The sequence below is a fragment of the Vibrio sp. Y176 genome, assembly GCF_033438945.1.
Genome location: NZ_JAWOQS010000004.1, coordinates 24,431 through 45,305, shown reverse-complemented (window position 1 = coordinate 45,305; position 20,875 = coordinate 24,431). Strand labels below are relative to the sequence as shown.

Genomic DNA, 20,875 nt, shown 5'->3' with positions numbered 1-20,875 from the left:
ATGCTCAGTCAGCTAAGGGAAATAGTTGAGAAAGTCTCCAGGGTCGATGATGTGCATCTGGCACTCGATATATTGGTGAAAGAGACTTGTGCTGCCCTTAGTACTGAGTGCTGTACTATCTATCTTGCTAATGAAGAAATGCAGCGCCTTGAGTTAATGGCAACTCAAGGCCTTATTTTTGAAGGTGATAGTATTCATATCAACTTCAATGAAGGCTTGGTTGGGTTGGTAAAACGAAGCGCTGAACCCCTTAACCTTGCCGAAGCCTCAAAACACCCCGAGTTCAAATTCTTTCCTCAACTCGGCGAACAGATTTACCACTCTTTTTTAGCTACTCCAATCATTCATCGTAAACAAGTTTTAGGTGTGTTGGTGATCCAACAAAAAACGCCGCGCTTGTTTAGTGAAATGGAAGAATCGTTTCTTGTTACCTTATCCGCTCAGTTAGCGGTGCTCATTGCACATGCGCAGAATCTTGGGCATTGGCAGTTAGCATCTAAACCCTCGGTATTAAAAGGTTTGCCTGCGTCTACTGGTGTCGCGATTGGAGAGTTTTGGTTCGACAATACCCAGCCGAGTTTATCGGATGTTTTCCCTTCGTCCACGTTAGATAAGGAACGCGAGCACGAGACATTACTGGTGGCCATAGAGCGAGCGTTAAATGACTTTCGCCGTATGCGGAAAAAGCTGGACAGTGAAATCAACAAAGATGCGCTGGCGATCTTCGATCTGTTTACTCACTTACTGAATGATCCGATGCTTCGCGGTGATTTGAAGAAGCAGATTGAAAAAGGAGATAGGGCAGACTGGGCGTTACGCCAAGTTGTAGAGTCATACTCGAATCGATTTGCAAGAATGTCGGATGTATACATGCGTGAAAGAGCGCAAGATATCCGAGAGTTAGGGCAAAGGCTGCTCTATTTTCTGCACAACAGTGAGCAAGAAAATTCTGCAATTGATCGTCCCATTATTTTGGTGGCGAACGAACTCACTGCCACCTTGCTCGCTTCTGTACCTAAAGAGTTTTTGTTAGCCGTCGTATCATTAGAGGGAGGCGCAAACTCTCACGCTGCCATTTTATCTCGAGCTCTTGGGGTCCCTGCAGTCATGGGCGCCAACATTAATCCGGATGTGGTGAATGGCAAACTCGGGATAGTCGACGGCTATACGGGTGAGATCTTCTTAGAGCCAAACCGCCAGTTGTTGCGAGAGTATCGCAGCTTAGTAAGCGAAGAGTCTGAACTGTTTGCCATGGTAAACAAGGACCTCGCACTCCCTGCGGTTACGCAAGATAATCACCATATCGAAATTATGCTGAATGCGGGACTCAGTGCAGACAGTAATATTGCCATCAACACAGGTGTTGATGGTGTTGGGTTGTACCGAACTGAGATTGCATTTTTACTTCAGCATCACTTTCCTTCGGAAGATGAGCAGTATCATCAATACCAAGCAATACTTAACAGCTATCCGAATCAACGAGTAGTGATGCGTACTTTGGATATTGGTGGTGACAAACCTTTGCCGTATTTGCCCATCGAAGAAGATAATCCGTTTCTAGGCTGGCGTGGCATTCGTTTTACATTGGATCATCCAGACATTTTCTTGATCCAGCTGCGTGCAATGTTAAGAGCGAGTGCAGAAAGCGGAAACTTAAGTATCTTATTGCCAATGGTGTCAGGGGTAAAAGAGCTAGACGATGCCATTAGCTTGATTAATCAAGCTCACAGCGAAGCCGTTTTGCTTGATGATAGAATTCAATTCCCACAAATTGGGGTCATGATTGAAGTACCATCGATGGTGTATCTGTTGCCAACGATTGCTCACCGTGTTGATTTTGTTTCTGTCGGGACAAACGATTTAACTCAGTATTTATTAGCGGTAGATAGGAACAATTCGCGCGTAGCGGATGTCTATGAATCTATGCATCCTGCGGTACTGTTAGCGCTTAAGCAAATCCATGAGGTGTGTGATAAATATCAGGTGCCCGTGTGTATTTGTGGTGAGCTAGCGGGTGATCCATTTGGCGCTCTTCTCTTACTTGGGTTAGGGTATACCAGTTTGAGTATGAACACCTCCAACGTGGCTAAGGTGAAATATTTGATTCGTCATAGTCAACAAGAAGAATTAGAAAAATTAGCGGAGCAAGCAATGACAAAGTCCTATGGGGAGGACATTCATCAAATGATGCATGACTTCTTCATTCAACAGGGCTTTGCGGGCTTTATCCGTGCAGGTAAAAAGTAGGAAATCGTGACCGTCTCTTTATTTTTGTTATTGTTGGCGCTAGGCGCTTTTGTGGGTGTGATGGCGGGGTTACTCGGTATCGGTGGTGGTTTGATTGTTGTTCCTGCCTTGTTGTATTTGCTTCCTCTTGCTGGGATCTCTCCAGAAATGAGTATGCACATGGCCTTAGCCACTTCGTTAGCGAGTATTATTGTCACGTCTGGCTCATCGGCGATGAATCACCTTAAGCTCGGCAATGTCGATATGTTTGTCGTAAAATGGTTGATGCCTGGTGTGGTCATTGGTGGCTTTGTTGGTGCCAATATTGCTGAGTGGATCCCTACACACTATTTGCCGAAAGTGTTTGGTGTCATTGTTCTTTGCCTGTCAGTACAAATGTTTCGTTCCATTAAAGTTACGAGCAGTAAACCTATGCCGAGCAGCCCTGTGACTGTAGTTTACGGCACGGGAATTGGTGTCGTATCAAGCCTTGCTGGTATTGGTGGTGGCTCACTGTCGGTACCATTTTTAAATAAACATGGGATAGAGATGCGTAAAGCGGTGGGCTCATCCTCCGTTTGTGGTTGCGTGATTGCTATTTCTGGTATGATCGGCTTCATCTTACATGGCTATAAAGTGGAAGGCTTACCTTCATACAGTATTGGCTATGTTTATCTTCCCGCTTTATTAGCGATTGCTATGGCCTCGATGCTCACAACAAAAGTGGGTGCGAAGCTGGCAACTAACCTTCCAACTGCGGTATTAAAAAAGATATTCGCGGTGTTCTTAATGTTTGTTGCAGCGACCATGCTGCTCTAAGTTTGCACCCAAGTCATTCTCGCTGAACCAAGCATCTAGAGGTTACTTGGGTATATTTATTTTGTTGTGATAAGAAGAGAATGATTTATGTCTCAGGGATATATTGAATTTCCCAATATTGATCCGGTTTTAATCTCTATTGGTCCTGTTTCGGTTCGTTGGTACGGTTTGATGTACCTTGTGGGCTTTATGTTTGCTCTATGGTTAGCTAACCGACGTGCGGATAAGCCTGGAAGTGGTTGGACACGAGAGCAGGTTTCTGATTTGTTGTTCGCAGGCTTCCTTGGCGTGGTGATTGGTGGCCGTGTAGGCTACGTGCTTTTCTACAATTTTGAGCTCTTCCTGGCTGACCCTTTGTATCTATTTAAAGTGTGGACCGGTGGTATGTCTTTCCACGGGGGCTTACTGGGTGTGATTACCGCGATGTTCTGGTATGCACACAAAAACGGGCGAACTTTCTTCGGTGTTGCTGACTTTATCGCGCCGCTTGTGCCATTTGGTTTGGGTATGGGGCGTTTAGGTAACTTCATGAACAGCGAGTTGTGGGGCCGAGTAACGGATGTGCCTTGGGCGATCGTTTTCCCAAATGGCGGTCCACTGCCACGTCATCCATCGCAACTTTATGAAATGGCGCTTGAAGGTATCGTCCTTTTCTTCATTTTGAATTGGTTCATCAAGAAACCTCGTCCTCTAGGTTCTGTTTCAGGACTCTTTCTTGCGGGTTACGGAACCTTCCGTTTCCTAGTAGAATACGTGCGCGAACCAGACGCTCATTTGGGTTTATTCGGTGGCTTTATTTCCATGGGACAGATTTTATCCCTGCCAATGGTGGTTATCGGTGTCCTCATGATGGTTTGGGCATACAAACGTGGTCATTACAAAGACGAATTACCACAAAAGACGAAGTAAGGTATTGGTGTGAAACAGTATTTAGATTTGTGTCAACGCATCGTTGACCAAGGTGTTTGGGTTGAAAATGAGCGTACAGGCAAGCGCTGCCTGACCGTAATCAACGCGGATTTAACCTACGATGTTGCGAACAATCAATTTCCGTTGGTCACCACACGTAAAAGTTTTTGGAAAGCGGCCGTTGCAGAACTATTAGGGTATATTCGTGGTTACGATAATGCGGAAGATTTTCGTAAGCTGGGCACGAAAACCTGGGATGCCAATGCCAACCTAAATGATGCCTGGTTGAATAACCCATACCGTAAAGGTGAAGACGACATGGGCCGTGTCTATGGGGTTCAAGGGCGCGCCTGGGCGAAACCTGATGGTGGTCATGTTGACCAGCTACGTAAGATAGTGGATGACTTAACGCGTGGTGTTGATGACCGCGGTGAAATCTTGAACTTCTACAATCCGGGTGAGTTCCACATGGGGTGCTTGCGTCCTTGTATGTACAGTCACCATTTTTCATTGCTGGATGATACGCTTTACCTGAATAGTACTCAGCGTTCGTGTGATGTACCGCTTGGCTTAAACTTCAATATGGTTCAAGTTTACGTATTCTTGGCGATTATGGCGCAAATTACGGGCAAGAAACCTGGTCAGGCATTTCATAAGATTGTGAATGCTCACATTTATGAAGACCAGCTTGAACTGATGCGCGATGTTCAGTTGAAGCGTGAGCCATTAAAAGCGCCGACGTTCCATATCAACCCAGAGATTAAATCTCTAGAAGATTTGGAAACTTGGGTAACACTGGATGACTTTTGGGTTGAAGGGTACGAGCATCACGATCCTATTCGTTACCCATTCTCAGTGTAACGAGTATCGTTCTTCAAGATATAGAAAAAGCTCCGAATGGAGCTTTTTTCTTTTTTGTACTTAGAAGGTATTATTTTAGTGCACTGACAATATAACGGTGAATTGGGTTGGTCTGCATCGGTGTGGACAGTGCCGGGCTAATAAACTTAGGTTGAGTGAATATTTCTTTACTCACTAATGAACGGATAAGCTCAAAGTACTTCAGCTCTGTTTTCCCGCACAACAATAGTGAAAAGTCATCGCCCAATCTATCATAGGCATTGAGCACCTCTCGGAATCCTCTAAGATACAAGTAATCCTTCGTTAAACCTCCACCTCGATACACTCGGGCAGTCGTTGTAAATGCTTGAAGATCAGAAGCTTTATACTGTTCTTTTAATAGCATGAACGTATGGCGGAAATCGCGATCCTTGATCATCGACTCTACTGCCAGAACTCGTAAGGCTAAGGTTCTTAGGCGCTTGATACTGAAATGTCCTGACAGATACTCACATAATATAGCCATCCCTTCTTGAGTGTTGGTATTGGCAGGACAACCTAAGCTCAGGACTTTTAGCGGTTGTTGACGACCGTTAAGCGTAGTCAGGAGATGTACTCCCATTTCATGATGTGCAAGAGCCTCCAGCTCATCAGTGGTGATGTACGCCGCGTGGTTAATTTTGACTCGAGACCCTGAAACTAGTGCGTTTGCCAACATCCCGTCCAACACCTGTATTTCACATTCATACCCATTGCGTTGAGCAAAATTTTGCATGAAACGTGCTATTGCACGGCTATCGTGCTGAGGTTCTTTTTCTTCTTCTGTAGGAAGGTGCAATATGAAATGGGCGTTGGCAATATCTTTGGCGCTCGGTTCCCCATAATAGCGTAAGGAGTTATAAAGAAACTCTTGCGTGCCGATGGTATTCACTTGATCCAGTTTATCTGCATAAGACTGAATTACATCCGCGTACAGCCTCTGCAGTTGGGTGTCTTGAATGTTTTCTAGAGGTAGCTCATATAGACGTCGCTTTGCGCTGTGGGTATCTACATTAGTAATTGAATATTGAAAATTAGGCTCTTGAGAATATTTGTTTTTAATGAAACGTTCTCTTTCTTGAGCATAATTAAGAGGATTCACGCTACTGAGGATATCAATATCAGCAACCAGTTGGGTTAGGTTTTCGTCTATTGCGAGTAGCTGATCAGAAATAGCGTCATTAAGCTGCGTCATGTTGTCGACTCCAAATGAGATAGCTCAGCATAAGCATGCTGATGTGGCTCAAATTATCACCGGACAATCGATTTGAACAGTTTAATTATCATAAAAAAGGCTCCACGATGTGGAGCCTAAACAATAAGCGATGGTATGTCGTTGTTGTTACGTTGTTAGGGCTAGAATTGCACCTGGTAGAATAACGAATACTGACATTAGGTAACCACCAACAACTGCTTTATTCTTAATAGCCATTTCAGAAATCATCTCAGCGCCTTTAACCGGAATCTCACGTAGGAATGGAATTCCAAAGATAAACAGCGTCGCCATGATGTTAAATACTAAGTGGACTAGAGCGATTTGTAGTGCGAATACTGCGAACTCTCCAGATACCGCTGTCGCTGCTAGTAGTGCCGTAATACAAGTACCAATGTTAGCACCCAGAGTGAAAGGGTAGATATCTCGTACTTTCAACACGCCAGTACCAACCAACGGAACCATTAAACTTGTCGTGGTTGAGGAAGATTGTACTAGAACGGTCACGATTGAGCCTGATACGATGCCGTGAATAGGACCACGACCGATGGCGTTTTTCAAAATTTCACGTGCACGACCAACCATTAGGCTCTTCATTAATTTACCCATCACTGTGATTGCAACGAAGATAGTCGCAATACCCAAAGCAATAAGCATGACGCCGCCAACAGTATCACCGAAGGTAGAAAGTGGCTCTTTAATTGCGCCTACGACTGGCTTTGTAATTGGTTTAATAAAGTTGAAGCCTTTAATGCTCATATCACCAGTAGCAAGCAGTGGAGAAACAAGCCAGTGAGAAACTTTCTCTAAAATGCCGAACATCATTTCCAACGGAAGGAAAATAGCGACAGCAAGCAAGTTGAAGAAGTCGTGAATGGTTGCACTTGCAAATGCACGTTTGAACTCTTCTTTACAGCGCACGTGGCCAAGAGACACAAGCGTATTGGTCACTGTGGTACCAATGTTAGCACCCATCACCATAGGGATAGCGGTTTCTACAGGTAAGCCACCTGCAACCAAGCCTACAATAATAGACGTTACAGTACTTGAAGACTGAATTAAGGCTGTTGCCACCAAGCCGATCATTAGACCTGCAACTGGGTGTGCGGCAAATTCAAATAGCACCTTAGCTTGATCGCCAGTTGCCCATTTAAAGCCACTACCAACCATAGATACTGCTAGAAGAAGCAGATATAACATGAATGCCAAGTTAGCCCAGCGTAACCAACGAGCTGTGCTCGAAATTGGTGCCACTGTTGAAGTAGCTTGGTTCATCATAATTTTCTCCGTTGACCTTTCAGTTCATTTTTCGGTCTGTAGTTGAATCTGCGGGCGATGTTAGAGAACAAATATTTCAGTAATATTACAGATTTCTTGCTGTGAGAGATTTTTATTGTTCTTTTTGATAATGGCGTAAAAGAGGAAAAAAACTAATTTTTAACTTGTTGATTTTAATGGTTAAACTTTGGTTTCGTTTTGTTTGGTTTTTGCGTTTTTTTTGTAGAGAAAATGCGCATCAGTTCAACTTTTATGACAGTGTTGACTTTATACTTTCGGTAAAACTTATGCTTTTGTAAGGTATTGTATGGTTTTGTCGAGTTTATTGTTTGTCTCTGTCACATTTGGTATAAAAAGTATCACTTTCTTTTCGGGACTCGATCATGTCACATCTAAACTACAACCATCTCTATTATTTCTGGATGGTGTGCAAACAGGGCTCTGTAACTAAGGCGGCTGACGCGCTCTTCCTGACACCGCAAACCGTGACAGGACAGATTAAAGCGCTTGAAGAGCGCATGAAAGGAAAGTTAACCAAGCGCAATGGTCGTACAGTTGAGCCCACTGAGTTAGGTCAGCTTGTGTTTAAGTACGCCGACCGGATGTTCGGTTTGAGCTATGAGATGTTAGATATCGTCAATTACAGCCAGCACTCGAACATTCTATTTGAAGTTGGTGTAGCCGATGCATTATCTAAACGCTTGGTCAGTAAAGTACTGATGACGACCGTCCCGGAAGATAACAGTATTCATTTACGCTGTTATGAATCGACCCACGAACTGCTACTTGAACGCCTTTCTCAGCACAAGCTAGATATGATCCTTTCGGATTGTCCCGTTGATTCTACTCAAAGTCCTGGCCTTTATAGCAAAAAGTTAGGTGAAAGTAGCATGAGCTTTTTTGCTTCTTCTGAAATTGAAAATGTGCGATTCCCTGAGATCTTGGAACAAAAAAAACTTCTGATTCCCGCGAGCCGAACGGCTATGGGGCGTAAAGTTATTCAATGGTTTGATCGTCAAGGCCTTCAACCCAATGTGCTAGGGGAGTTTGATGATGTTGCGTTGATGAAAGCTTTTGCTCGGTACCACGATGATGTGATTTTCTTGGCACCGACCGTATACATGTCGGAGATTGAAGACGACCGAAATTTACAGCTAATTGGCCATGTCGATGGGTTAAAAGAAGAGTACTACGTGATTTTTGCGGAACGAATGATCCAACACCCCGCGGTAAAAAATGTTTGTGATGCTGATTTCAGTCAAATGTTTGAGTAAACCCGTATCGTTGCGTAAATAAATAGATTACTATCAATAAAAATATAATTCTAAATAATATCTAAGTAAGCAAGATACTTGTTTTAGTGAGCAAAACTATTAATTATTGATGGCGCACCAATTAAAATCCTTGGTGGATAATATTGGTGTATCACTAACAACTAAATTAGAGGTTCTAATAATGAAGACTCTGGAAGTGTATCTTGATTTTTTTAGATATATAAATCAGTGCAACACAACAAGCTGGCCAGGGTTGGAATAAGTAAGTTGTAGCTAGAGGTCCAACACATGAATCTACAAGAAATGGAGCAGAACTCCGCAAAAGCCGTCGTGTTGCTCAAAGCGATGGCAAACGAGAGACGCCTACAAATCCTTTGTATGCTGCATAACCAAGAGCTGTCCGTGGGAGAGCTGTGTGCAAAGTTAGAGCTAAGCCAGTCGGCATTATCTCAGCATCTTGCTTGGCTTCGCCGTGATGAGTTAGTCACGACAAGGAAAGAAGCACAAACGGTGTACTACACATTAAAGAGTGATGAAGTGAAAGCGTTAATAAAAACACTGCATAGTCTTTATTGTGCTGAGAGTGCTCAACATTAATTAAATAGTCCTAATATACTGCTCATCTTAGAGTGTGAATCTAACTTGTTGGAATATTTGAGAGTGGCGTTAAACTTTTGATGATAGGGTGTTACTCATCGACCAATTTGCTTTGTTCTCAAGTGTTTTAATAGTGCTTTCTAGTTTGAGCGTTATATGGGTAATGAATAAGCTGATGTCTTTAAATGGGACATTCAGAAAAAGAAAAGCTGGCATTGCCAGCTTTTTTTATTAAGAAAATTTTGTAGATATAAAAAAACCGACACAAGGTCGGTTTTTTCTTCACTGTAAAATCAGGACTCTATTAAAGAGCTTTGATTTGTGCAGCGAAACGAGACTTATGGCGAGCTGCTTTATTCTTGTGAATAAGGCCTTTAGTTGCCATGCGGTCTAGGATAGGTGTAACTACAGCGAATGCAGCAGTTGCAGCTTCTTTGTCGCCTGCTTCGATAGCAGCAACAGTTTTCTTCATGTAAGTACGCATCATTGAGCGACGGCTAGCATTGTGCTGACGACGTTTCTCAGCTTGGATAGCGCGCTTCTTAGCAGATTTACTATTTGCCAAGGGTCTAACTCCCAAAAACTTAGTTCTGTGACAATTTAAGGGCGAGGAATATCCCTCATTTGCGCTTAAATGTCAAATGATTTGTGCAAAAACCGATCTAAGCCAAAACAAATTTTGGTAAGAGAGGTTATCGCGGTTAAGATGGCGGGGATTCTAACAGCATTTTTATACCAATGCTAATAATTATCCGCGAAAGGCACACTTATTCCTTACAACCCGCGGATAGATTTTTGACGTCTATTTACAGCACCTGTCAGAGAAACAGTATAGGGTTAGCTGTCTTATGGTGATATTCCGAGGTTACAGTGAGTAAACGACTACTCAAGTCTGGCATGATCGTCAGTGCTATGACATTTATTTCCCGCGTTCTTGGCCTAGTTCGTGATGTTGTAGTGGCAAATTTAATGGGGGCAGGAGCAAGCGCAGACGTCTTTTTCTTCGCCAATAAAATTCCTAATTTTTTACGACGTTTGTTTGCTGAAGGTGCTTTTTCCCAAGCGTTTGTACCTGTTTTAACGGAAAGCCATGCTCAAGGCGACATGGATAAAACTCGGGAGCTCATTGCTCGTGCGGCGGGTACATTAGGGGTGATAGTCTCAATTGTTACCATCTTAGGTGTTCTAGGTTCCGGAGTGGTGACTGCACTGTTTGGTTTTGGTTGGTTCCTAGACTGGATGCATGGTGGTCCCGCGGCTGAGAAGTTCGAACTTGCTAGCGTGATGCTCAAGATTACCTTTCCTTATTTATGGTTCATCACTTTTGTTGCCCTATCGGGAGCCATTCTCAATACACTAGGTAAGTTTGCGGTTTCTTCGTTTACTCCTGTCTTTCTCAATGTGATGATCATTTTGGCAGCATGGTTTATCTCGCCGCAGATGCCACAGCCAGAGATTGGTCTTGCCATCGGTGTTTTCCTTGGTGGTTTGGTTCAGTTCTTATTTCAAATCCCTTTCCTTATTAAAGCGGGGGTTATGGTTAAGCCGAAATGGGGCTGGCGCGATCCGGGCGTGGTGAAGATCCGAACCTTAATGATTCCTGCTTTGTTCGGTGTGTCGGTAAGCCAAATCAACTTGTTGTTTGATACTTTTATTGCCAGCTTTCTGCAAACCGGTTCGATCAGTTGGTTGTACTACTCAGATCGTTTGTTGGAATTCCCGTTAGGTCTGTTTGGTATTGCGATTGCAACGGTGATTTTACCAGCATTATCACGCAAACATGTTGACGCACAAAATGAAGGATTCGCACAAACCATGGACTGGGGGGTGCGCATGGTGATCTTACTTGGCCTTCCTGCAATGCTTGGTTTGATGGTACTGGCAAAACCTATGTTGATGGTGTTATTCATGCGAGGTGAGTTTTCGCCACAAGACGTACATCAAGCATCATTGTCACTCTTTGCTTACGCTTCAGGCTTGTTGAACTTTATGCTGATTAAAGTGCTCGCTCCGGGTTATTACTCGCGTCAAGACACTAAAACGCCAGTGAAATACGGCATCATTGCGATGGTGACCAACATGGTATTTAATGCAATTTTTGCGTACTTCTATGGCTACGTTGGCTTGGCTATCGCGACGGCACTATCGGCATTTGTGAATATGGCACTGCTGTATCGTGGCCTGCACATCGCAGAGGTATACCAAATCACTAAGCGAACCGTCTTCTTTATTATACGTTTAGCTATTGCTGGCGCGGCGATGGTGGCGGCAATCTTATGGCAACTGGAAGATATGTCAGTATGGCTGGGCTGGAGCTTTGCTCACCGAAGCGCGGTGCTAGGGATGTTGATCGGTTTAGGAGCCGTAGTTTACCTAGTGGTTCTATTTTTAACTGGTGCGCGTTTAAAAGACCTAAAAGCTGGGACAGACTGAGGGTGATTAGTATATAATCCGTCAGTTTCACACAGTGTAAAGTAAAACAGAGGCAGAAAGCAGTATCCAATGGAACTGATTAGAGGCATTCACAATATCAACCCGCGACATCATGGTTGTGTGCTGACTATTGGCAATTTCGATGGTGTCCATAAAGGCCATCAACAAGTATTGCAGCAAGTGTCTGAGCAAGCGGACAGGCTATCCTTGCCTTCTGTTGTGATGACCTTTGAACCTCAGCCGATGGAGCTGTTTGCCAAAGACAAGGCACCTGCAAGGTTGACGCGATTACGCGATAAGTTCGTGCAATTGAGTAAGCTCGATATTGACCGCTTACTGTGTGTCAATTTCAATCGCCATTTTGCAAGTTTAACCGCGGAAGAGTTTATCCGTGACTTGTTGGTCGAGCGTTTGGGTGTTAAGTTTCTTGTCGTTGGTGATGATTTCTGCTTTGGCAAAGGCCGTACAGGTAACTTTGCAATGCTGCAGGAAGCAGGGGAAAAATACGGCTTTGATGTCGTAAGTACCCAGAGCTTTTGTTTACAACAATTACGTGTCAGCAGTACGGCTATCCGTCAAGCGCTGGCGCGTGACGATTTGCATTCCGCGCAACAGATGCTGGGAAGAAACTACAGCATCAGCGGTCGTGTTTCTCACGGAAGAAAGCTAGGTCGAACCATTGGGTTCCCTACTGCAAATATTCCTTTGAAACGCTGTGTTTCTCCGGTTTCCGGAGTCTATGTTGTTCAAGCGCTTGGCTTAGGAAATAAGCCAGTTGGTGGTGTTGCTAATATTGGTCAAAGACCAACCGTCAATGGTGTTCGCCAACAGTTAGAAGTGCACTTATTCGACTTTCATGCCAATTTATATGGCAAGCAACTAGAAGTGGAACTTTTGCATAAACTTCGAGATGAGCAAAAGTTTGAGTCGTTTGAAGCACTTAAACAACAAATCGAATTGGATGCTGAAGCAGCAAGGGTGTGGCTGCGTCAGCTTAAGCGTTGAGCGGTTTATTCCACCGTTCAACATAATGTCTAATTTTCGCCCAATATAACGGAATTAAGAATCGATGAGTGAGTATAAAGATACCCTGAACTTACCTGAAACAGGGTTTCCAATGCGCGGCAACCTGGCCAATCGTGAGCCAGAAATGCTTAAGCGTTGGTACAAAGAAGATCTTTACGGTGAAATCCGTAAAGCTAAGAAAGGCAAAAAGTCATTCGTATTGCACGATGGCCCTCCTTACGCAAATGGTGACATTCATATTGGTCACGCACTAAACAAGATTCTTAAAGACATTATTATTAAATCCAAAACACTTTCAGGTTTTGACGCACCTTACATCCCAGGCTGGGACTGCCACGGTCTACCAATCGAATTAATGGTAGAGAAGAAAGTAGGTAAGCCAGGCCAAAAAGTGACAGCAGCGGAATTCCGCGAGAAATGTCGTGAATACGCAGCAGGTCAGGTTGAAGGTCAGAAAGAGAGCTTCAAACGCCTTGGTATCATGGGTGAGTGGGACAAGCCATACCGCACTATGGATTTCGCAACTGAAGCGAACATTATTCGTGCTCTTGGTAAGATTGCAAGCAATGGTCACCTTCTAAAAGGTTTCAAACCTGTTCACTGGTGTACAGACTGTGGTTCTGCTCTTGCTGAAGCGGAAGTAGAATACAAAGATAAAGTATCGCCATCTATCGACGTTCGTTTTAAAGCGGCTGACGAAGCGGCACTGTTGTCTAAATTTGAGCTGACTGAAGGTCATGAAGGTCACGGTGACGTATCTATCGTTATCTGGACAACAACACCTTGGACACTGCCAGCAAACCGCGCGGTATGTCTACGTGATGATCTAGAGTACGTGCTTATCCAAACAGAAGGCGACAACGCTGAGCGTATCATCGTTGCTGCTGAGCTAGCGAAAGACGTAATGGACCGTGCGGGTATCGAGCACTTCCACAACCTTGGCTTTGCTAAAGGTGCGGACCTAGAGCTTTCTCAATTCCAACACCCATTCTACGATTTCACTGTACCGGCGATCCTTGGTGATCACGTTACGACTGATTCAGGTACTGGTGTTGTTCACACTGCTCCTGGTCACGGTCAAGAAGACTTCGCGGTTGGTAACAAGTACAACCTAGAAGTAGCAAACCCAGTTGGCTCAAACGGTGTTTACCTACCAGATACAGAGCTATTTGCTGGTCAGCACGTATTTAAAGCGAACGATGCAGTAGTAGAAGTACTAAAAGAAAAAGGTGCACTACTACACCACCACGCTTACGAGCACAGCTACCCACACTGTTGGCGTCATAAGACTCCAATCATCTTCCGTGCTACACCTCAATGGTTCGTTTCTATGGACCAAGCTGGCCTACGTGCTAAAGCATTAGAGTCAATCAAGAATGTAGAGTGGATGCCTGAGTGGGGTCAAAGCCGCATCGAAGGTATGATCGAAGGTCGCCCTGAGTGGTGTATCTCTCGTCAACGTACTTGGGGTGTGCCAATTGCTCTGTTTGTTCATAAAGAAACAGCAGAACTTCATCCAAACACGCTAGAGCTGATCGAGAAAGTAGCGAAGCTGGTTGAAGAGAAAGGCATTCAAGCATGGTGGGATGTAGATGCCGCTGAACTACTAGGTGCTGACGCTGACCAATACGAAAAAGTGCTAGATACGCTAGACGTATGGTTCGATTCAGGTGTCACTCACTTCTCTGTTGTTGATGCTCGTGAAGAGTACAACGGCAACAGTGCTGACCTATACCTAGAAGGTTCTGACCAACACCGTGGTTGGTTCCAGTCTTCTCTAATTTCATCTATCGCGATGAAAGACGAAGCGCCTTACAAACAAGTACTGACACACGGTTTCGTGGTTGATGGTCAGGGGCGTAAGATGTCTAAATCTATCGGTAACGTGGTTGCGCCAAAAGACGTAACTAACAAGCTAGGTGCTGACATTCTTCGTCTATGGGTTGCTTCAACAGACTACACTGGTGAAGTTGCGGTTTCTGATGAAATCCTAAAACGTAGCGCAGATGCTTACCGTCGTATCCGTAACACAGCGCGTTTCTTCCTAGCTAACCTGAGCGGCTTCAACCCTGAAACAGACATCGTTCCTGTTGAAGAGATGGTTGCGCTAGATCGCTGGGCAGTTGGTCGTGCACTAGCAGCACAAGAAGAGATTGTTAAAGCATACGAAGAGTACAACACACACGGTGTAACTCAGCGTCTAATGCAATTCTGTTCAATCGAAATGGGCTCTTTCTACTTAGACGTAATTAAAGACCGTCAGTACACAGCAAAACGTGGCGGCAACGCTCAACGTAGCTGTCAGACAGCACTTTACTACATCGTAGAAGCGCTAGTTCGTTGGATGGCGCCAATCATGTCGTTCACTGCAGATGAAATCTGGAACGAAATGCCAGGCGAGCGCGACAAGTTCGTATTCACTGGTGAGTGGTTCGACGGTCTATTCGGTCTTGCTGAAGGTGAAGAGCTGAACAACGAATTCTGGACTGAGATCCAAGCGGTTCGTGGTGCAGTAAACAAACTTCTAGAAGATGCGCGTAAAGAGAAAACCATTGGTGGTGCACTACAAGCTGAAGTGACTCTATTTGCTGATGACGCACTAGCGGCGAAGATCAACAAACTTGAAGATGAACTGCGCTTTGTTCTACTAACATCTGCTGCGAAAGTTAAGCCTCTAGGTGAGAAGACGGATGCAGCACAAGCCACAGATATCGAAGGCTTATTTGTTGAAGTAGCAGCAGCTGAAGGCGAGAAGTGTGATCGTTGTTGGCACCACACGCCAGACGTAGGCACAATTGAAGGTCACGAGAAAATCTGTGGTCGTTGTGTGTCTAACGTAGACGGCGAAGGTGAAGTACGTAAATTCGCGTAATTGCCTAGAACGACTGAACTTTTTTTTAAATTAACAGCCCCAGTATTTACTGGGGCTGTTTGTAGGTAAAGTAATGAGTGAAAAAGCACTGACGTTAAAGCAATCTGGAGTTCGCTGGCTGTGGTTAGCAATTCTGGTATTTATTGCAGATATTGGCATCAAATTGGTGGTGATGGACAACATGGGCTACGGATGGGCAAACCGAATTGAGGTGTTGCCATTCTTCAACCTACTTTACGTTCATAACTACGGTGCCGCTTTCAGCTTCTTGAGCGATCAAGCTGGTTGGCAGCGCTGGTTATTTACAGGTATCGCGTTTGTTGTTACGGGTCTTTTGACCTACTGGATGAGTAAGCTTCCAGCAAAAGAAAAATGGAACAACATTGCTTATGCACTGATTATTGGTGGTGCAGTGGGCAACGTGTTTGACCGCGTCGTTCATGGCTTTGTTGTTGATTACCTAGACTTCTTCTGGGGTAACTACCACTGGCCAGCATTCAACCTTGCTGACATGGCGATCTGTATTGGTGCGGCAATGATTATTCTGGATGGCTTCCGTAAAAAAGACGCTGACAAGTAATCTTTTGCGGTATATCGAATAACCCTAAGCGTCGTCCGTTGATTCGAGCGACGCTTTTTATTATGTTGGAGCGCCAATCAGCATATCAATGTATAAAAAGACCAAGCTGACAGCGTAATAACCCAAGAACAAGGAAGCATTAACGTGACAACAATAACCAATGAATCGGTAGTAACCCTTCACTTTACGATTAAAATGAAAGACGGATCGGTTGCAGATAGTACTCATAACATGGGTAAACCAGCGAAATTTGTTATGGGTGATGGCAGCTTGAGTGAAAACTTTGAGCAGTGCTTGATAGGCCTCGAAACAGGCGCACAAAAAGCGATTGAGCTAAAGGCAGAAGACGCGTTTGGTATGCCAAACCCTGATCATATTCACTATATGGATCGCACTAAATTTGTAGGTGATGCAGAAGTGGAAGTTGGTACAATCATGGCCTTCAGTGGCCCTGATGGCATGGAAATCCCGGGCATTATTACAGAGATTGCAGGCGATTCAGTCACTGTGGACTTCAACCATCCTCTAGCGGGACAAGACGTGACTTTCGAAGTTGAAATTTTGTCAGTAGAATAGCGAACCAAATAAAAGATAACTTCCATGAGCAATGAAATGAAAATCCTGTTAGCTAACCCACGTGGTTTCTGTGCTGGTGTTGACCGCGCGATTAGCATCGTAGAGCGTGCGCTAGAGATGTATCAGCCACCGATTTATGTGCGTCATGAAGTGGTGCATAACCGTTTTGTGGTTGAAGGTCTAAAACAGCGTGGTGCTATCTTCGTTGAAGAGCTGCATGAAGTGCCAGACAACAACATTGTGATTTTTTCTGCTCATGGTGTATCGCAGGCGGTTCGTCAGGAAGCCAAGCTGCGTGATTTGACCGTATTTGACGCAACGTGTCCTTTAGTAACCAAAGTGCATATGGAAGTGGCGCGTGCGAGCCGTCGTAATATGGAAGTGGTTCTGATTGGTCACGCAGGTCACCCTGAAGTCGAAGGTACGATGGGGCAATACGCCAGTGAAACCGGTGGTATGTACTTGGTTGAAACTCCAGCCGATGTTGAGAAACTGAAGGCGATTGTGAAAGATCCATCCGATCTTCATTACGTAAGCCAAACGACGCTTTCTGTCGATGAAACTGCCGATGTTATCGAAGAGCTACGCCGCGTGTTCCCAGATATCCAAGGTCCACGTAAAGACGATATCTGTTACGCGACACAAAACCGCCAAGATGCCGTACGTGAATTAGCTGGTGACGTAGATGTGATGGTTGTGGTGGGTTCTAAAAACTCATCAAACTCTACACGTCTTAAAGAGCTAGCTGAAAAGCTAGGGACACCTGGCTACTTAACTGACTGTCCGGAAGATATCAAACCTGAGTGGTTCGAAGGCAAAACAAAGGTCGGCGTGACTGCGGGAGCATCTGCTCCGGAAGAGCTCGTTAATCAGATTCTAGAGCGAATCAAAGAACTCGTTGGTGCCGAAGCGGTTGATGAAGTACTTGGCCGTGAAGAGAATATGTTCTTTGAAGTACCTAAAGAACTGCAAATCAAGCAAGTGGATTAGTCTCCATTTATCGAATATTCAAAAGGCGACCTGTGGGTCGCCTTTTTTACATCTCTCTTAACTCATTTAGGTAATCACGAATTTGGTCTTTTCCTAAACCATCGATAATCATATCAGACATCTTCGTGATTCTTCGCTCAAGCGATTGAGCAACCTTTTCGCAATGTGAGTACATGTCTTCATCAGAACCATCGGTCGGAAAAGCATCAACTTGCCAGTTTACTCGAACACCACCTGCAAGCCACTGAGGAGCGGTTTCTTGATGTAAAGAATCACAGAGAATAATAACGATGTCGGGAAGAAACTGAGTTCGCTCCTCCCATGAATGCGTGTGGATATGCGGAATGGGGAGTTGGTGGTCATATAAATATTTTTGCACCACTGGGTGCACCTTGCCTGTGGGATGTGAGCCTCCACTGGTGACACTAAAATCTGCTGGCAGGATATTGGTTGCGATTGACTCTGCGAGGACGCTTCGTCCAGCGTTGTGCTTACATATGAATAAAACTTTATACATCATCGCCTCGTCTTTTCGGAACGTCCTATTTATACGCTAGCGGAAACTCAGCGATGATGTGTGAAGTTTTTGTGTTAGTGGCTAATGCCGAGCATCTCTTTGAGCACCTTTAAGTAGCGGCGGCTTACTGGTATCTCAAAGCCTGTTTTGGTGATGATTTCCGCTAACCCATTTTCCAGTAACTTGATTTCGCTAATCGCTTTAATACTGACTAAGTATTGACGATGGCAGCGGACTAGAGGGGTTTTCTCTTCCAACGTTTTTAATGTCAGTTGGGTGCTCGCGGTTTGGCTGGTGGAGCGTACATGTACGCCGCTGATATCACTGTAAGCACATTCCACCGTGTCGGTGGCCATGATAACGATGCGGTTGTGTCCGATGCACGGTATCTGATCCAACGTGTCAGGTGTAATAGCAGACAGTTGTTGCGTTAGGGCGGATTGGCTAATGACTTTGTTTAGTCGTTTGACCGTTTTAGTTAACCGGCATGGGTCGACAGGTTTGAGCAAGTAATCAAAGGCATTGTCTTCAAATGCTTGAATCGCATACTGATCATAAGCCGTGACAAAAACCACATAAGGCATAGTTTCTGGATCAAGCATCCCAAGTAATTCAATCCCCGTGACTTGAGGCATTTGGATATCGAGAAACACCACATCAGGCTTGAGTTCATTGATTTTTTTTAGGCCAAGGATTGCGTTTGAGGCATCGCCCACGACCTCAACTTGGCCTGTTTCATCCAGTAACTCTGCTAGCTCTTCACGAGCAAACTGTTCATCATCAATGACGAGTGCGGTTAACATCCAACATTACCTTTATTGCTTCAGCGTGCTTTTATGATTTTGGGGGAATGATAAAGCTCATTTTAGTAAATTGATGTGGCTCGCACGTAATTTTTAGCGCTGCATCACGTCCAAATTGATTAGTGAGACGTTTGTCGACAATTTCTAAACCTAGCCCTGAGTGGTTTTCTTTTGGCGGTTCAAAACTGCCTGCGTTGTCTTCGACGGTAATCAAGTGACCTTGTGGGTGTGCTTCGCTGTAGATATGAACTTTACCACCTTCAAGCATGTTTGAAATGCCATGCTTAATGGCATTCTCAACCAAAGGCTGGAGTGTAAAGCTTGGTAATTTGATGTCCAGCAATTCAGGTTGAATATCGATTTCAACCTCTAAGCGGTCCGTAAAACGCGCTTTTTCGATGCTCAAGTACGAGTTCACATGTGCAAGCTCTTCCTTTAGCGTCACGGTATTAATGTTCTGCTTTAAATTGCTGCGGAAGAAGTGCGATAGATTTTGGATTAGCTCGCGCGCTTTGTCAGGGTCACGACGAGTAATCGCACTAATAGTATTGAGTGCATTAAACAAAAAGTGTGGATTCACCTGAGCGTGAAGCAATTTTATTTCTGCTTGGGCGAGTAAGGCTTGTTGTTGTTGGTAATCGCCATAAAGGATTTGGCTAGATAGAAGCTGGGCTATTCCTTCCGCCATCGACATGTTGGCCGTCGAGAACAATTTACGCTTCGGTTCATACAGCTTTATGGTACCAATGACCTCTTTCCCTGCACGCAGTGGGATGATCAGCGCAGATCCGAGCTTGCAATCTTTTGCAATGGAGCATTGGTATGGACGCTCCGCGCCATCAAGATAAATGATGTCGTTTTTCTCCATGGAGTCTAATGTGCTTTGCGATGAAATCGGCGTGTTTGGTTTATGGTGATCATCGCCAATACCCACAAACGCCAAGATTTTTTCTTGGTCAGTAATCGCGACAGCGCCCACTTTGGTTTCTTCGTAAATAATACGCGCGATTTTCTCTGCGTTTTCGGTGTTGAAGCCGTTGCTTAGAATTCCCACTGAGCGATCAGCAATGGTGAGCGCTCGACGCGAAAACGTCGCAGAAAACTTTTCAAAGATTGCTTTTCTGTCTTGCAGGATACTCATGAACAACGCCGCACCAAATGAATTCGCGATGATCATAGGCGCTGCAATAGCGGACACCAGTTCATAGGCTTGATCAAAAGGTTTCGCGACGGCGAGCAGCAAAATCATTTGCACCACTTCTGCAACAAACGTGACGCTGAATACGACGCTTGGATTAAACAGCAATGCGCCTTTATTTCGCTTGATAAGGTAAACGTGGAGCAAGCCACCAATTACGCCCTCGGCGGTGGTTGAAATTGCGCAGGCTAGGTCAGTAAAGCCACCAAGAGAGTATCGATGGATGCCACCAGTAAATCCGACGGCGAAACCTACAACAGGTCCACCAAACAGCCCGCCCATAACTGCGCCGATCGCACGAGTATTGGCAATAGCATCGTTGATGTGCAGACCGAAATAGGTGCCGAGAATACAAAAGCCAGAGAAGAGTACGTAACAAATTAGGCGGTGGCTTAAGCGCGAAGAAATACTCAACAAAGGTAAGATGATTGGCGTTTTACTTAGCATGTAAGCCAAAACTAAGTACACACACATCTGTTGTAAAAGGGAGATGACCAGTTCCATAGTGAACCTAACCTAGAATCAATGTTGTTATTGTATACCTAAGTAACCTCAAGATGCTTGGCTCAGATAGATAAGAACAGCTAAGTAAATGATGCTGCGCTGTGCTTTCTGAGTCTTAAAGTGACTTGGGTATATAACAAAAAGAGCCTGCAATTGGCAGGCTCCTATCTTAGTCACTCAG

Annotated in this window: 18 protein-coding genes; 12 read left to right on the top strand and 6 right to left on the bottom strand. The window is 44.6% G+C overall.

Annotated elements, in window-relative coordinates:
- From ptsP to R7O13_RS11400, 4 genes are all read left to right on the top strand, one after another.
- Positions 1-2,247 carry a phosphoenolpyruvate--protein phosphotransferase gene (gene ptsP / locus R7O13_RS11415; protein ID WP_318303877.1) on the top strand — a complete coding sequence of 749 codons (2,247 nt, stop codon included), beginning with the start codon at positions 1-3 and terminating at the stop codon, positions 2,245-2,247.
- Positions 2,248-2,253: 6 nt separating this feature from the next.
- The gene (locus R7O13_RS11410; RefSeq protein WP_005385965.1) at positions 2,254-3,045 is read left to right on the top strand and encodes a sulfite exporter TauE/SafE family protein; all 792 of its coding nucleotides are present in this window, start codon (positions 2,254-2,256) and stop codon (positions 3,043-3,045) included.
- Between the two features lie 87 nt (positions 3,046-3,132).
- Complete coding sequence (gene lgt, locus R7O13_RS11405; RefSeq protein WP_005381948.1) at positions 3,133-3,954, top strand: prolipoprotein diacylglyceryl transferase; 822 nt, start codon at positions 3,133-3,135, stop codon at positions 3,952-3,954.
- Between the two features lie 9 nt (positions 3,955-3,963).
- The gene (locus R7O13_RS11400) at positions 3,964-4,815 is read left to right on the top strand and encodes a thymidylate synthase (protein WP_005381947.1); all 852 of its coding nucleotides are present in this window, start codon (positions 3,964-3,966) and stop codon (positions 4,813-4,815) included.
- A gap of 70 nt (positions 4,816-4,885) precedes the next feature.
- Here R7O13_RS11400 and R7O13_RS11395 read toward each other — a convergent pair whose 3' ends face one another.
- Together R7O13_RS11395 and R7O13_RS11390 are read right to left on the bottom strand one after the other, a co-directional pair.
- Positions 4,886-6,028: a flavohemoglobin expression-modulating QEGLA motif protein gene (locus R7O13_RS11395; RefSeq protein WP_213960841.1), complete on the bottom strand. Its 1,143-nt coding sequence runs from the start codon at positions 6,026-6,028 to the stop codon at positions 4,886-4,888.
- Positions 6,029-6,175: 147 nt separating this feature from the next.
- Positions 6,176-7,321 (bottom strand): Na/Pi symporter, encoded by a 1,146-nt coding sequence (locus R7O13_RS11390; protein ID WP_025768431.1) that lies wholly within the window; start codon positions 7,319-7,321, stop codon positions 6,176-6,178.
- Positions 7,322-7,707: 386 nt separating this feature from the next.
- On the opposite strand from R7O13_RS11390, the gene nhaR reads away from it, so the two are divergent.
- Positions 7,708-8,598, top strand: a complete 891-nt coding sequence (nhaR, locus tag R7O13_RS11385; protein ID WP_005381942.1) for a transcriptional activator NhaR — start codon at positions 7,708-7,710, stop codon at positions 8,596-8,598.
- Between the two features lie 288 nt (positions 8,599-8,886).
- Positions 8,887-9,195: an ArsR/SmtB family transcription factor gene (locus R7O13_RS11380; RefSeq protein ID WP_005381940.1), complete on the top strand. Its 309-nt coding sequence runs from the start codon at positions 8,887-8,889 to the stop codon at positions 9,193-9,195.
- A 304-nt stretch (positions 9,196-9,499) separates the two neighbouring features.
- On the opposite strand, the gene rpsT is transcribed toward R7O13_RS11380, so the two are convergent.
- Entirely contained in the window at positions 9,500-9,760 is a 261-nt protein-coding gene (gene rpsT / locus R7O13_RS11375; protein ID WP_005381938.1) for a 30S ribosomal protein S20, read from the bottom strand.
- A gap of 305 nt (positions 9,761-10,065) precedes the next feature.
- Here rpsT and murJ point away from each other — a divergent pair, with 305 nt between their 5' ends.
- The 6 genes from murJ (at position 10,066) to ispH (ending at position 17,672) form a co-directional block, all read left to right on the top strand.
- A complete protein-coding gene (gene murJ / locus R7O13_RS11370) occupies positions 10,066-11,628 on the top strand; it encodes a murein biosynthesis integral membrane protein MurJ (RefSeq protein WP_005385957.1) in 1,563 nt (520 codons plus the stop codon).
- A 69-nt stretch (positions 11,629-11,697) separates the two neighbouring features.
- Positions 11,698-12,633 (top strand): bifunctional riboflavin kinase/FAD synthetase, encoded by a 936-nt coding sequence (gene ribF, locus R7O13_RS11365; RefSeq protein ID WP_005381933.1) that lies wholly within the window; start codon positions 11,698-11,700, stop codon positions 12,631-12,633.
- Between the two features lie 64 nt (positions 12,634-12,697).
- Positions 12,698-15,526 carry an isoleucine--tRNA ligase gene (ileS, locus tag R7O13_RS11360; protein ID WP_167415020.1) on the top strand — a complete coding sequence of 943 codons (2,829 nt, stop codon included), beginning with the start codon at positions 12,698-12,700 and terminating at the stop codon, positions 15,524-15,526.
- Positions 15,527-15,599: 73 nt separating this feature from the next.
- Complete coding sequence (lspA, locus tag R7O13_RS11355; protein WP_005385948.1) at positions 15,600-16,106, top strand: signal peptidase II; 507 nt, start codon at positions 15,600-15,602, stop codon at positions 16,104-16,106.
- A gap of 144 nt (positions 16,107-16,250) precedes the next feature.
- The gene (fkpB, locus tag R7O13_RS11350) at positions 16,251-16,682 is read left to right on the top strand and encodes an FKBP-type peptidyl-prolyl cis-trans isomerase (protein ID WP_005381922.1); all 432 of its coding nucleotides are present in this window, start codon (positions 16,251-16,253) and stop codon (positions 16,680-16,682) included.
- 24 nt (positions 16,683-16,706) lie between these two features.
- Positions 16,707-17,672 carry a 4-hydroxy-3-methylbut-2-enyl diphosphate reductase gene (gene ispH, locus R7O13_RS11345; protein WP_017636164.1) on the top strand — a complete coding sequence of 322 codons (966 nt, stop codon included), beginning with the start codon at positions 16,707-16,709 and terminating at the stop codon, positions 17,670-17,672.
- A 46-nt stretch (positions 17,673-17,718) separates the two neighbouring features.
- Here ispH and R7O13_RS11340 read toward each other — a convergent pair whose 3' ends face one another.
- The 3 genes from R7O13_RS11340 to R7O13_RS11330 form a co-directional block, all read right to left on the bottom strand.
- On the bottom strand, positions 17,719-18,192 hold the full coding sequence (locus R7O13_RS11340; protein ID WP_318303875.1) for a low molecular weight phosphatase family protein: 474 nt from the start codon (positions 18,190-18,192) through the stop codon (positions 17,719-17,721).
- A 71-nt stretch (positions 18,193-18,263) separates the two neighbouring features.
- On the bottom strand, positions 18,264-18,992 hold the full coding sequence (gene btsR, locus R7O13_RS11335) for a two-component system response regulator BtsR (protein ID WP_005381917.1): 729 nt from the start codon (positions 18,990-18,992) through the stop codon (positions 18,264-18,266).
- Between the two features lie 31 nt (positions 18,993-19,023).
- On the bottom strand, positions 19,024-20,694 hold the full coding sequence (locus R7O13_RS11330) for a sensor histidine kinase (protein ID WP_005381915.1): 1,671 nt from the start codon (positions 20,692-20,694) through the stop codon (positions 19,024-19,026).
- Positions 20,695-20,875 lie beyond the last annotated feature (181 nt).